Source organism: Nocardia sp. NPDC050799 (genome assembly GCF_040654015.1).
In the GTDB taxonomy this organism is placed as follows: Bacteria; Actinomycetota; Actinomycetes; order Mycobacteriales; family Mycobacteriaceae; genus Nocardia.
Genome location: NZ_JBFAHF010000014.1, coordinates 81,934 through 94,553, shown reverse-complemented (window position 1 = coordinate 94,553; position 12,620 = coordinate 81,934). Strand labels below are relative to the sequence as shown.

Below are 12,620 nucleotides of genomic sequence, written 5' to 3'. Positions count from 1 at the left end.
CTTTCGATCTGTTTTCGGGAGTCACCTGCCCGGTGTGCCGGACCGCCGTAAACGGCAGCGGGCACGGGGCAGGGTGCGCGGCGAGCGCCGCGCGTCGATCCGGCCGCGGCCCCGATGCGGTGTCGACCCAGCACCGCCGGGTTGCGGACATACGGCTGTTCTCGTATGCGAAAAGAACTTCGTTTTCGCATACGAGAACGGTACTCTACCTGTGGGCTCGGCGGCAAGGTTTCGCAAGAAGCCTGGTCGATGGACCGATTCCGGCCGGCGCGGCAATTCGGCTGCGGAGAGTCGGTAATGGTCGCGGCCCGCTGGAGGCCTGAGGCGATTTTATCGTTTGCCTCGATAGAGAATTCCATTTTCACCAGTCGGCGGATACGACTCCGACGCGCTCGCGCGGGTGCCTCGTACGGGGCGCTGAGCATCCCGCCGGCGCGGAAGGGGTGAGCCGTTATGTCCGGACGGAATATACGAGGTGGGGTCCGGTGACCCGGGTGGTGGCCGACGAGCTACGCGCCCGGTATATCGCCGAGGGCTGGTGGACCGGCGACACCATGGGCGATCTGCTGAGCCGCGGCCTGGCCGTCGCGCCGGAGACCGAATTCCGGGTGCATTCCGAGGTGCGGCCCTGGCGGGGAACGTTCGCCGAGGTCGAACGGGTGGCCCGGCGGCTGGCCGCGGGTCTGCGGGCCCGGGGTGTCGGCCCCGGCGATGTCCTGGCGTTCCAGCTGCCGAACTGGATGGAAGCCGCGGCGACCTTCTGGGCGGCGTCGTTCCTGGGTGCCGCGGTGGTGCCGATCGTGCACTTCTACGGGCGCAGCGAACTGGGCCATATCCTGCGGGTCGCCCGGCCGAAGGTTTTCATCACCATGGCCGAGTTCGGTCGTACCGTGCACGATCCGGAGGTCTGTGCCGAGGTGCCCGTCGTGGGTGTGGTGGGGCGCGATTTCGACGATCTGCTCGCCGACGACCCCATGCCGGGCGTGCTGCCCGCAGACCCGGCCGGCCCGGCGCTCATCGCCTTCACCTCCGGGACGACGAGCGCGCCCAAGGGCGTCGTGCACAGCCATCAGACCCTCGGCTGTGAATCGGTGCAGCTCGCCGAAAGGAACAAGGAGGACCGTGGCGACCAGCTGACCGCCACCCCGGTGGGTCACTTCATCGGAATGGTGGGCGCCTGTCTGCTTCCGGTGCTGCACGGCCGGCCGGTGAACCTGCTCGACGTCTGGGATCCGGGCCGGGCGCTGGCGCTCATGCGATCCGACGGGCTCGTGGTGGGCGGTGGCCCACCGTATTTCGTCACCAGTATGGTCGAGCACCCCGACTACACCCCGGAGCATCTCGCGCATATGCGCTATGTGGGGCTGGGTGGTTCGGCTGTGCCGGCCGCCGTGACGCGGACGCTCACCGATCTGGGCGTGATCGCCTTCCGCGCCTACGGCAGTACCGAGCATCCGTCCATCACCGCCTCCGCGCTCGACGCCCCCGCGCGCGAGCGGCTCACCACCGACGGCCGGCCCATGCCGGGTGTGGAGATCAGGATCGCCGCGGACGGCGAGATCCTCAGTCGCGGACCGGATCTGTGCCTCGGCTACACCGATCCGGAGCTGACCGCGCGGGCGTTCGACGCCGACGGCTGGTATCACACCGGCGATATCGGGGTGCTGGATGCCGACGGCTGCCTGACCATCACCGATCGCAAAGCCGATGTGGTGATCCGCGGCGGCGAGAACGTGGGGGCGCGGGAGGTCGAGGATGTGCTCGACGCCATGCCGCAGGTCGCGGAGTCGGTGGTGATCGCCCTGCCCGACGAACGGTTCGGGGAGGTGGTGGGGGCGGTGCTGCGGCTGCAGCCGGGATACGAGCTCCCGTCCCGGGCGGAGGTACGGGCCTTCTTCGAGCGTACGGGAGTGGCACGGCAGAAGTTTCCGGAGCGGTTGTTCGAGGCCACGGACTTCCCCCGCACCCCCAGCGGCAAGATCCAGAAACATTTGATCCGAGAGGGTATTGCGGCATCCATCCAGCGAGAATAGTATTCTCGCAAAGGGAGATTATCGTTTTACTCACGCCGCGGCCCGGCCCGTGCTCCGCACGGCAGCCCGCCGGGCCGGCGCCTCTCCGCCTGCTCGCCGAAAGGACAGCGCAGTGCCATCGCATCAGCCATCGGCTGCCGGATCTGATCCGTCGAACACCTGGGACGAGGAGGCCGACGTAGTCGTTCTGGGCAGCGGAGCTGCCGGGCTCACCGCGGCGCTCGCCGCGGCCGTCGAAGGTGCGTCGGTGGCACTGTTCGAGAAGGCGGCCACGGTCGGCGGAACGAGCGCGGTATCCGGCGGACTGGCCTGGATTCCCGCGCACGCCCGGGCGGCCCGGGAACTCACCGTCGCCGACGCACTGGCCTATCTGAACGCGCAGTCCCTGGATTCCATGGACGACGAACTGGTCGAGGTGTTCGTCCGCACGGGTGCGCGCATGCTCGACTTCGTCGAAGAACACAGCGCCGTGAAATTCGAGGTGGCCGACGGATTTCCGGACTACAAGCCGGAGCTGCCCGGCGGTCAGCCCGCGGGCGGCCGGTCACTGGGCCCCGCGGCCTACGATCTGGCCCGCCTCGGCGAGTGGCGGGACCGGATCACGACCTTCCCGCTCGACTGGAGCAATGTCGGCTTCGACGCCGAGACCCGGGCCCGGTTGCGGGCCGTACTCGGTGACGCCTCGGCCGATGTCTGTGTGGCGGGACAGGCGCTGGTCGCCGGGCTGCTCGACGGCGTACTCGCCGCCGGGATCACCCCGCGCACCGGAGCCCGGGCGGTGGAGCTGCTCGCCGCGGACGGCGCGGTCACCGGGGTCCGGGTCGAGATCGGGGGCAGCCGGCACACGGTTCGGGCCCGCCGCGGCGTGGTCCTGGCCACCGGCGGGTTCGAATGGGATCCCGGCCTGGTCAAAGCCTTTCTCCGGGGACCGATGACCGGTCCGGTGTCACCGCCGAACAACACCGGTGACGGACTGCGGATGGCCATGGCGCACGGCGCCGACCTCGGGAACATGGGTGAGGCCTGGTGGGTCCCAGTGGTCCAGCTGCCCGGCGACACCATCGACGGCCGGCAGCGCAGCCGCAGTGTCCGGCTGGAACGGACCCGGCCGCGCAGCATCATCGTGAATCGGGCCGGTGCGCGGTTCGTCAACGAAGCGGCCGAGTACAACTCCATGGCGGGCGCCTTCCACTACCTGGACCCGCGCGGCGGCTACGTGAACAACCCGGGCTGGATGGTGTTCGACGCCGGACATCTGCGCCGCTACGGATTCCTGGGCGTCGAACCCGGTGGTGCGGCACCCGACTGGTTCTGCGAATCCGCCGATCTCGCCGAACTCGGCGCCCGGACCGGTATCGATCCCGAAGGGCTGCGGCACACCGTCGCCGCCTGGAATCTGGCCGTCGCGGAGGGGTCCGACCCCGATTTCGGCCGGGGTGCCAGCGAATACGACGGCTACTGGGGCGACCCGGACGCGGAAACGGTCGCCGGGCGCACGCTCGGACCGATCGATACCGGCCCCTACTACGCGGTCCCGGTGACCGTGGGTGCCATGGGCACCAAGGGCGGGCCGCGCACCGATCGCGACGCGCGGGTCCGGCACGTCGGCGGTGCGGTGATCCCCGGGTTGTACGCGGTCGGCAATGCGATGGCCGGCGTGACCGGGCGCGCCTACGGCGGTGCCGGCGGGACCCTCGGGCCCGGCATGGTCTGGGGTCTGCGCGCGGGCCATCACGCGGCCACCGGCGAATCGGTGAAGTACTGAGCGAACACGGTGACCGTACGGCGTGATCGCCGCGGTGCCGGGGCAGTGGACAGAGCGGAAGGTAGCAGTGTCGGAATACGAGAGTGTGTGGTGCGACCTGCAGGGAGTCGCGTTCAGTCAGGGATACCTGGATGTGGCGGGGGTGCGGACGCGCTACCTGCACGCCGGCGACCGGAACAGACCCGCGCTGGTGTTCCTGCACGGGTCGGGCGGGCACGCCGAGGCCTACGTCCGGAATCTGGCGGCGCATGCCGAGCATTTCTCCACCTGGTCGATCGATATGCTCGGCCACGGGTACACCGATAAACCCGGGCATCCCCTGGAAATCGAACACTATGTACGGCACCTGATCTCGTTCCTCGATACCATCGGCGCCGCCCGCGCCCATATCAGCGGTGAATCGCTCGGCGGCTGGGTCGCCGCGCGGGCCGCCTACGACCATCCCGGCCGGGTCGACAAGTTGGTGCTCAACACCGCGGGCGGCTCACAGGCGGATCCGGAGGTCATGCAGCGGATCATCACCCTGTCCATGGCGGCGGCCGCCGACCCCACCTGGGAAACGGTGCAGGCCCGGATCAAATGGCTGATGGCGGACAAGTCCAAGGATTACGCCGATATCGTCGCCAGCCGCCAGCGCGTCTACCGGCAGCCCGGTTTCGTCGACGCCATGCGCGACATCATGGCGCTGCAGGATCCGGCGATCCGGGCCCGCAATCTGCTCGGGCCCCAGGAGTACGGCGGTATCACCGCACCGACGCTCGTGGTGTGGACCAGCGATGATCCCACCGCCGATGTCGCCGAGGGCAAGCGGATCGCGTCCATGATCCCCGGTGCCCGCTTCGTGGTGCTCCCGGAGTGCGGGCACTGGCCGCAGTACGAGGCGCCCGCGGCGTTCGACGCACTGCATCTCGAGTTTCTGCTGGGAGGTTGAGATGAGTACCGGAAACGGCAGCGGATCAGAGTTCTTCGACGTGCTGATCGTCGGTGCGGGACCGGTCGGGCTGACCATCGCCAATACCCTCGGCCGCTACGGCGTACACACCCTGCTGGTGGAGGAACGCCCCGACCTGATCGACTACCCACGCGGTGTCGGCATCGACGACGAGTCATTGCGCACCCTGCAGTCCACCGGCCTGGTGGAGCGGATCCTGCCGCACACCAACCCGAACCAGATCATGCGATTCGTCGACGGACAGCGGCGGCTGCTGGCCGAGATCGCGCCGACCGACCAGCAATTCGGCTGGCCCAAGCGCAGCGGATTCATCCAGCCGCTGGTGGACGCCGAACTGCTGGCCGGCCTCGACCGCTTCGACTGTGTGCAGGTCCGCTGGGCGACCGCGCTACGCGAATGCGACGACACCGGTGCCGAGGTGCGGGCCCTGCTCGACACCGCCGACGGCCCACAGCAGGTTCGCGCCCGCTATGTGGTGGGCTGCGACGGCGGGCGCAGTACCACCCGGCACGCGATGGGCGTGAGTTTCGACGGCACCACTTCGCCGACCCGCTGGCTGGTGGTCGATCTCGACGGTGATCCGCTCGGACATCCGAATGTGGAGGTCGGGGCGGATCCGGCGCGGCCGAATGTGTCGATCTCGCTGGCCCACGGCATCCGGCGATTCGAATTCCTCCTGCACGCCGACGAATCCGATGCCGACGCCGAAACACCCGATTTTCTGGCCCGGCTGCTCGCGCCGTTCGTGCCGCATCCGGAGCGCCTCGACGTGATCCGGCGCCGGGTCTACACCCACCATTCCCGGATCGCCGGCGAATTCCGGAAGGGCCGCCTGCTGCTGGCCGGTGACGCCGCGCATCTCATGCCGGTCTGGCAGGGCCAGGGCTACAACAGCGGCATCCGGGACGCGGCGAACCTCGGCTGGAAGCTGGCGGCGGTGGTGTCGGGAGTCGCCGGTGACGGGCTGCTCGACACCTACGACCAGGAGCGGCGCACACACGCCCGCGCCATGATCGATCTGTCCACCATGGTCGGGCGGGTCATCTCACCGACGAACCACCGGGTCGCCGCGGCGCGGGATGTGCTGGTGCGCGGGCTGGCGCTGGTGCCGCCGCTGAAACGGTATGTGCTCGGCATGCGGTTCAAACCCATGCCGCGCTACGACCGCGGCGCGGTGGTCCACGGTTGGTCGCGCTCGCCGCAGTCCGCCGTCGGCACCCTGTTCATCCAACCGCGGGTCGCGACCCGCGCGCAGCCCGCGGTACTGCTCGACGACACGCTGGGTCCGTGGTTCGCGGTGCTGTGCTGGAACAACCATCCTCGAAAAGTGCTAAGCGACAAGGAGTTCGAACTCTGGAAGGCGCTCGGGGCGCGTTTCGTGGAGGCCCGGCCCGCGACCCAGCTGCAGTGGACCGGCCACGACGACCCGGATGTGGTGGTCGTCGGGGACAGCACCGGTGCCTTGAAGAAATGGTTCGACGCCCAACTCGATTCGGTGCTCTTCCTGCGCCCGGACCGCTGTATCGCGGGCGCCTCCATCGCCCAGCACGCCCCCGAACTCGGGGCGGCGCTGCGCAGCACCCTCGAACTCACTCCGGGAGGTACCGATGCCGCTGGCCGTGTGCTGCGTCTCGCACAGCCCGCTCCTTGAGCTCCCCGGGCCGGGCCCCGGCCTGCGTGCGGAGGTCGGGGCCGCACTGGACCGGGCCCGGGATTTCGTGCGTGACTTCGACCCGGAGCTGGTGGTGCTGTTCGCCCCGGACCACTACAACGGGTTCTTCTACAAGCTCATGCCCCCCTTCTGTGTCGGTACGGCAGCGACCGCGGTGGGGGACTACGGAACCCACGCCGGCCCGCTGAACGTCCCGGCGGATCCCGCGCTACGACTGGCCGAAGCGCTGCTCGACGCCGATATCGATATCGCCACGTCGGCGGAGATGTCGGTCGACCACGGCACCGTGCAGCCGCTACAGCGATTGTTCGGCGACGCCACGGCGCGGCCGGTGATCCCGATCTTCGTCAATTCCGTGGCGACACCGCTCGGCCCGCTGCGCCGGGTGCGGGCGCTGGGTACCGCGGCCGGCCGCCATCTCGCGACCCTGGGCAAACGGGTTCTCGTCATCGGCTCGGGTGGTCTGTCCCACGACCCGCCGGTGCCGCAGCGGGCGACCGCCCCCGAACCGGTGCTGGAGCGGATAGTGCACGGCCGCCCGATGACCACCGAACAGCGGGCCGCCCGGCAGACCGCGGTGATCGCGGCCGCCCGTGATTTCGCCGCCGGCGACAGTCCGCTGCAGCCGCTCAACCCGAAATGGGACCGGGCGTTCCTCGATCTGGTGGACACCGGCCGCCTGGCGGCCGTCGACGACTGGGACAACGGCGAGATCACTCGAGTGGCTGGCAATTCCGCGCACGAGGTCCGCACCTGGGTGGCCGCGTTCGCGGCCTTGGCCGCGCAGGGGTCGTATCGGACCGAGGTGCGCTACTACCGGCCCGCGCCCGAGCTCATCGCCGGTTTCGCCGTGCGCACGGCCCGGCCCGCGGATGAGCCGGCCGACGACAGGAGGCGATGAGTGAGCACCGACGAGACGGAATTCGACGAAACCGTCGATCTGCTGGTGGTGGGGTCCGGCGGCGGCGGAATGAGCGCGGCGCTGCGCGCCGACGCGCTCGGACTGGACACGCTGGTGGTGGAGAAGGCCGACTACTACGGGGGGTCCACCGCACTGTCCGGCGGCGGTATCTGGGTACCCAACGCGCCGGCGCAGCAGCGGGACGGGTTCGCGCTCGACCCCGACGCGGTGGTCGGATATCTGCGGACCATCACCGGTGGACTGGTCACCGACCGGCGGTTGCGTGCCTACGTCGAGAAATCGCCGGAGATGATGGCGTTTCTCGAAGAGCGCAGCCGGTGGCTGGAATTCGTGTGGAAGCCCGGCTATGCCGACTACTACCCCGAGCTCGAGGGCGGCTCGCCGCAGGGCAGCACCATCAACGTACCGCCGATCGATCTGCGCGCGCTCGGTGACGAGGAAGAGAAGCTGCTGAAGCCGCTCGCCCTCGCGCCGAAGGGGATCTGGCTGGGTCCCAAGGATCTGCGGATGTTCTATCAGGTCCGGCAGAACTGGCGCGGTAAGGCGGTGCTGCTGAAGCTGATCTGGCGGATGTTCCGGGCCCAGGTGTTCGGCGACCGGATCGCCGCCATCGGGCAGTCCCTGATCGCCCGGCTGCGTCTGGCCATGCGGGAGCGCGAGATCCCGCTGTGGCTCGGTGCGCCGATGACCTCGCTGATCACCGGGACGGACGGGCAGGTGACCGGCGCGGTCGTGACCCGGGACGGGAAACCGGTACGGATCCGGGCGCGCCGCGGCGTGATCCTGGCGACCGGCGGTTTCGACCACGATATGGCCTGGCGTAAAGCGGAACTGCCGGAGGTCGAGCAGGACTGGAGCTTCGGCAACCCGGTGGCCGTGGGCGACGGTATCCGGGCCGGGGAGCAGGCCGGCGCGGCCACCGACCTGATGGACGAGGCCTGGTGGTTCCCGGCCATCCACTGGCCGGACGGCCGGATGCAGTTCATGCTCAACGAGCGGATGATGCCGGCCCAGTTCATCGTCAACGGCGCGGGCAAGCGGTTCATCAACGAGGCCGCGCCCTATATGGATTTCGGGCACGCCATGATCGCGGGCCAGCGCACCGGAGTGACCCATATTCCGTGCTGGCTGATCACCGACCACCGGTCCTGGCACAAATATGTGATCGGCGGACATCTGCCGATTCCGAAGCTGCCGTTCGCGCCGGTGCCGACCGGATTCGCGATGGTGCCGGCCTGGCTGGAATCCGGTGTGGTGAAAGCCGCGGACAGTTTCGCCGAGCTCGCCGGGAAGATCGGCCTACCCGCCACCGAACTCGAGGCCACCGCGACCCGGTTCAACGAACTCGCCCTGGCCGGTCACGACGACGATTTCCAGCGCGGTGACAGCGTGTACGACAACTACTACGGCGACCCCACGCTGCCCAACCCGAATCTGTTCCCGCTCGGGAAACCGCCCTACTACGCGTTCCGGATCGTGCTCGGCGACCTCGGCACCTCCGGCGGGCTGCGCACCGACGAGCACGCCCGGGTACTGCGCGCCGACGGGTCGGTGATCGACGGGCTGTACGCGGTCGGCAATACCTCGGCCGCGGTCATGGGCCGCAGTTACGCGGGCGCCGGCGCCACCATCGGCCCGGCCATGACCTTCGGATACATCGCCGCCGAGCACTGCGCCGGGCGGGCACTGTCCGGAGCGGGGGATACCGGCGAAGGGGTGGTCCGCCCGGCCGAAGGAAATGACCATGAAACGTAGCGCGCAAGCCCCATCCTTCAGGGTCAGGTCAGCGCATCACAGTTGTCGGATGCTCGGGATAGTGTGCGTGCGTGCAGCTTCGGTACAACTACCGCGTCTACCCGACGCCCGGCCAACAGATCGCGTTGGCTCGGGCGTTCGGGTGCGCGCGGGTGGTGTACAACGACGGACTGCGTATCAGGCAACAAGCACACGCGGCCGGCCAGCAGTACATCAAAGACTCCGCGCTGCAAACCCGTGTGATCACCGAGGCGAAGAAAACCCCGGAACGGGCATGGCTGGCCGAGGTTTCCTCGGTGGCGCTGGTGCAGGCACTCGGCGATCTGCACACCGCGTACCGGAACTTCTTCGCCTCGGTCACCGGGAAACGCAAAGGCGCGAAACTCGCCTCGCCTCGCTTCCGGTCACGCAAGGACAACAGGCAGGCGATCCGGTTCACCCGCAATGGCTTCTTGTTGCGTCCGAATCGGCGACTGTAGGGGGCCAAGATCGGCGAACTGAATGTGCGCTGGTCGCGGGAACTGCCGTCGGATCCCTCCTCGGTGTCGATCATCCGGGATGCCTGCGGCCGGTATTTCGCGTCGTTCGTCGTGCACACCGACTGCTCCCCGTTGTCGCCTGCCGAAGCCGAGGTGGGTATCGATCTCGGCTTGTCGACGTTCGCGGTGCTGTCGAACGGGAAAACGATCGACTCGCCGCGGTTCCTGCGGCAGGCAGAGCGGCGGTTGAGGAAAGCCCAGCAGAATCTTTCCCGAAAGGACAAGGGCTCGAAGAACCGAGCCAAAGCCCGGCTGCAGGTGGCGAGGGCTCATGCCCGGGTCGCGGATACGCGGCGGGACTGGGCGCACAAGCATTCCACGGCGATCATCCGCGAGAACCAAGCGGTGTTCGTCGAGGATCTGTGTGTGAGGGGTCTTGCCCGTACGCGGTTGGCGAAGTCGGTGCACGATGCGGGGTGGGGCATGTTCACCCGCATGGTGGAGGAGAAAGCCGCCCGGTTCGGGCGGGTCTTCGGCAGGGTGGATCGCTGGTTTCCGTCCACCCGGATGTGCTCGGTGTGCGGGGTTGTGAGCGAGAAGAAGCCTCTGCATATCCGGGAATGGGTGTGCACGTGCGGAACCGTTCACGACCGCGACCTGAACGCGGCCGAGAACATACTCGCGGCGGGACGCGCCGAGAGGTTAAACGCCTGCGGAGGGACGGTAAGTCCTGCCGCTTAGCGGGAGGCGCGTCCCTGTGAAACAGGAACCCACCGGAGAACCGCAAGGTTCAGGAGGGATCCCGGTCGTTCACGGCCGGGAGGACGTCAAGATCGATTCCACTGGAGGTAACCGATGAAAATATCCCTCTTCTACGAGTTCGCCCTGCCGCGGCCCTGGAGCGACGACGACGAATTCGAGATGTTCTCCGATGGGCTGACCGAGGTAGAAGCTGCGGATAAGGCCGGTTTCTCCACCGTATGGCTCACCGAACACCATTTCCTCGAGGAGTACTGCCACTCCACCGCGCCGGAGATGTTCCTCGCCGCCGCCAGCCAGCGGACGAAGAACATCCGCCTCGGTTTCGGCGTCATGCACCTGCCGCCGGGCATCAACCATCCCGCCCGCGTCGCCGAACGGGTCGCGACACTCGATCATCTGTCCGGCGGTCGGGTCGAATTCGGCACCGGCGAATCGTCGTCGGTGGGTGAGCTCGGCGGCTTCAATATCGACCCCGCCGATAAACGCGGCCAGTGGGAAGAAGCGCTCGACGTCACCCTCCGCTGTATGACCGAGACCCCGTTCACCGGGTTCAAGGGCCAGCACATCGAGATGCCGCCGCGCAATGTCATCCCCAAACCCCGCCAGACCCCGCATCCGCCGCTGTGGGTCGCCTGTACCCGGCCCTCCTCGGTGCAGATGGCGGCGCAGAAGGGGATCGGCGCACTCAGCTTCGCCTATACCGGCCCGGGTCCGCTCGGGGAACGGGTGCGCGGCTACTACCAGGAGTTCGAGGAGAAAGCAGCCCCCACGGTCCCGCAGATCAATCCGAATATCCTCGCCATCGGCGGCGACCTGTCGATGATGGTGGCCCGCACCGACGACGAAGCCGTGAAACGGCTCGGGGTGGGCGGCGGCTTCTTCTCGTTCGGGATCATGCACTACTACATGACCGGTATGCACACCCCCGGCCGGACCGGGGTGTGGGAGCGCTACCTGGACGCGGTGAAAGAGGACGAAACCCTCGCCTACGGTCCTGGCCGCGGCGCGATCGGGTCGCCGGACACGGTCCGCGAGTTCCTGCGCGGCTACGAGGAGAGCGGGGTCGACGAAATCATCCTGCTGCTCAATCCGCGCAGCCACGAGGGCACCATGGAGTCCATCGAGATCATGGGCAAGGAGATCCTGCCCGAATTCATCGAGCGCGACGAGAAAGCCGTGGCCGCGAAGGCCGAGCGGCTCGAACCGGTCATCGAGAAGGTCGAGCAGCGGCGACGTCCGCTCGCCGCACCGGATTTCGACGAGGAGTACTCGTTCGGCGGTCTGCCCACCGGCCGCGGCGGCAAGTTCACCGCCAGCGAGATCCCCGAGGCGATGGCCGAGATCAACGAGGGCCGGGTGCAGGCCGCCCAGCGGCTCAAGGACGAACAGCAGCAGGGCTGAGCCGCCGCACGCGGCCGCAGGACAGAGAGCGAGGTGCCGGAGGTGGAGACGATCGACGGGCGGTGGCGTTTCGACGGGAAACGCGTGGTGGTGACCGGTTGTGCCTCCGGTATCGGCGCCTGTGTGGTGCATCAGCTGCGGCATCTGGGCGCCGAGATCGTCGGGCTGGATCTGCTCCGCCCCGGGACCGAACTCGACGAGTTCTACGCAATGGACCAGGCCGACCCCGACTCCATCGACCGGGCTGTGCGCGCGGTCGGTACGGATGTCGACGCGCTGTTCAATATCGCCGGCGTCTCGTCCGGAATCGGTGACCCGCTGCGCGTGGCCACCATCAATTTCCTCGGTCTCCGGCATTTCACCGAAGCCCTGGTGCCGCATATGGCACCCGGCTCGGCAGTGGTCAGCGTCTCCTCGCTGGCCGCCGCCGGCTATCTGGACAACCGGTGGGCGGTCAACGGACTCCTGGACACCGAGTCGATGGCCGCGGGGATCGCCTGGTGCGAGAACCATCCGGAGGCGCTCGCCGACGGTGGATACCGGCTCTCCAAAGAGTCCATCATCCTCTACACCGTGCGGCGGTCGGTGGAACTGGCCGCCCGCGGTATCCGGATGAACTGCACCGGACCCGGCGTCACCGAAACACCCATCCTGGACCAGCTGCGTAACGCCTACGGCCAGGACTACCTCGACGGCATCCCCAAACCCCTGGGCCGGGCCGCTGATCCGGTCGAACAGGCGTCGGCGCTGCTGTTCCTCAACAGCCGGGCCGCCGGCTACATCACCGGCCAGGTGCTGTGGGTCGACGGCGGCAATATCGCCGCACGCCTGGCGAACGAATTGGCCGGATCCGCGCCCACGGACGCGCAGTGAGAACGG

At 68.3% G+C, this 12,620-nt stretch carries 10 protein-coding genes; all 10 read left to right on the top strand.

All coding sequences use genetic code 11. From position 1 onward, the window contains the following. Positions 1-485 precede the first annotated feature (485 nt). The 10 genes from AB0H42_RS16675 (at position 486) to AB0H42_RS16630 (ending at position 12,614) form a co-directional block, all read left to right on the top strand. Entirely contained in the window at positions 486-2,033 is a 1,548-nt protein-coding gene (locus AB0H42_RS16675) for an AMP-binding protein (RefSeq protein WP_357056290.1), read from the top strand. A gap of 187 nt (positions 2,034-2,220) precedes the next feature. Then, a complete protein-coding gene (locus AB0H42_RS16670; protein ID WP_357056504.1) occupies positions 2,221-3,798 on the top strand; it encodes an FAD-dependent oxidoreductase in 1,578 nt (525 codons plus the stop codon). Between the two features lie 67 nt (positions 3,799-3,865). Next, the gene (locus AB0H42_RS16665) at positions 3,866-4,729 is read left to right on the top strand and encodes an alpha/beta hydrolase (protein WP_357056287.1); all 864 of its coding nucleotides are present in this window, start codon (positions 3,866-3,868) and stop codon (positions 4,727-4,729) included. A 1-nt stretch (position 4,730) separates the two neighbouring features. Continuing rightward, the gene (locus AB0H42_RS16660) at positions 4,731-6,401 is read left to right on the top strand and encodes a bifunctional 3-(3-hydroxy-phenyl)propionate/3-hydroxycinnamic acid hydroxylase (RefSeq protein ID WP_357056284.1); all 1,671 of its coding nucleotides are present in this window, start codon (positions 4,731-4,733) and stop codon (positions 6,399-6,401) included. Continuing rightward, positions 6,358-7,323 carry a 3-carboxyethylcatechol 2,3-dioxygenase gene (locus tag AB0H42_RS16655; RefSeq protein WP_357056281.1) on the top strand — a complete coding sequence of 322 codons (966 nt, stop codon included), beginning with the start codon at positions 6,358-6,360 and terminating at the stop codon, positions 7,321-7,323. The genes AB0H42_RS16660 and AB0H42_RS16655 overlap by 44 nt, the downstream gene beginning before the upstream one ends. Further along, complete coding sequence (locus AB0H42_RS16650) at positions 7,324-9,099, top strand: FAD-binding protein (protein WP_357056278.1); 1,776 nt, start codon at positions 7,324-7,326, stop codon at positions 9,097-9,099. Positions 9,100-9,170: 71 nt separating this feature from the next. After that, complete coding sequence (locus tag AB0H42_RS16645; protein WP_357056275.1) at positions 9,171-9,578, top strand: transposase; 408 nt, start codon at positions 9,171-9,173, stop codon at positions 9,576-9,578. Between the two features lie 9 nt (positions 9,579-9,587). Continuing rightward, complete coding sequence (locus tag AB0H42_RS16640) at positions 9,588-10,319, top strand: transposase (RefSeq protein ID WP_357056501.1); 732 nt, start codon at positions 9,588-9,590, stop codon at positions 10,317-10,319. Between the two features lie 114 nt (positions 10,320-10,433). Next, positions 10,434-11,741 carry an LLM class flavin-dependent oxidoreductase gene (locus AB0H42_RS16635; RefSeq protein WP_357056272.1) on the top strand — a complete coding sequence of 436 codons (1,308 nt, stop codon included), beginning with the start codon at positions 10,434-10,436 and terminating at the stop codon, positions 11,739-11,741. Between the two features lie 42 nt (positions 11,742-11,783). Continuing rightward, on the top strand, positions 11,784-12,614 hold the full coding sequence (locus AB0H42_RS16630) for a coniferyl-alcohol dehydrogenase (RefSeq protein WP_357056269.1): 831 nt from the start codon (positions 11,784-11,786) through the stop codon (positions 12,612-12,614). Positions 12,615-12,620 lie beyond the last annotated feature (6 nt).